This is a genomic window from Oleiphilus sp. HI0043 (genome assembly GCF_001634935.1).
This window is the reverse complement of sequence record NZ_LWEY01000764.1, coordinates 1-1,003: the sequence shown is the minus strand read 5'-3', so window position 1 is coordinate 1,003 and position 1,003 is coordinate 1. Positions and strand designations below refer to the sequence as shown.

General features: G+C 45.6%; 2 protein-coding genes. Both read left to right on the top strand.

Annotated elements, in window-relative coordinates; genetic code table 11:
• Nucleotides 1-336, top strand: a 336-nt coding sequence (mltG, locus tag A3729_RS08725; protein ID WP_156497822.1) for an endolytic transglycosylase MltG, incomplete at its 5' end; no start/stop codon positions are given.
• A gap of 45 nt (nt 337-381) precedes the next feature.
• Nucleotides 382-1,002, top strand: a complete 621-nt coding sequence (tmk, locus tag A3729_RS08720) for a dTMP kinase (protein WP_068506751.1) — start codon at nt 382-384, stop codon at nt 1,000-1,002.
• The last annotated feature ends 1 nt before the right edge of the window (nt 1,003 follow it).

The window sequence follows — 1,003 nt, the reverse complement described above, 5'->3', positions numbered from 1 at the left end:
TTTAATAGGCGGCTGATTAAGGGAATGCGTCTACAAACGGACCCGACCGTCATCTATGGCTTAGGTGATCGCTATCAAGGCAATATCACCCGTAAGCACCTGAAAGAGCTGACGGCCTACAACACCTACCGAATAAAGGGCTTACCTCCTTCTCCTATCGCTTTAGTAGGGCGTAGTGCCATTCATGCAGCGCTGCACCCTAAAGAAGGCTCTAGCCTATATTTCGTCGCAAAAGGTGATGGCACTCATCAATTTTCAGCAACTATCGACGAGCATAACAATGCCGTTCGTAAGTACCAGTTAAGACGTCGCAAAGACTACCGTTCAAGCCAGTAAGGCTTGATTTCAGAGCAAGCTCAATTCCAAATAAGAAGGTACAGTGTGGACAAAGGTTTATTTATCACGATTGAAGGTGGCGAAGGCGTTGGCAAGTCTACCAACATCGCTTTTATTCAAGAAGCGTTAGCGTCAAAGGGAATTGAATCCATCATTACCCGAGAGCCTGGCGGAACGCATTTGGCCGAAGAGATTCGTGAAGTGCTCATTAAGAACCGGGAAGAAACAGTAGCGTCAGAAACCGAGTTACTTCTTATGTTTGCCGCACGCGCTCAGCACCTTCACCAAAAGATTTTACCTGCGTTGGAAAAAGGTGTTTGGGTGATTTCTGATCGTTTCACCGATGCAACTTATGCTTATCAATCTGGCGGGCGTGGTGTACCTTCTGAAAAAGTAGCCTTACTTGAAAACTTTGTTCAGGGAGACGTACGCCCAGACCTGACTCTTTTATTAGATGCTCCGATTGAAGTAGGCATGGCGCGTGCAAAAAATCGTGGTGCCCTAGATCGCTTTGAGGAAGAACAGGCAGAGTTTTTTAATAATGTTAGAGATAACTATTTAGCGCGTGCAGAAGCTGAGCCAAAGCGATTTAAAATAGTTGACGCAACACAAAGTTTGGAAGAGGTACAATCAAGTATTTCAGTCGTGCTTGAGAATATCCTGTAGG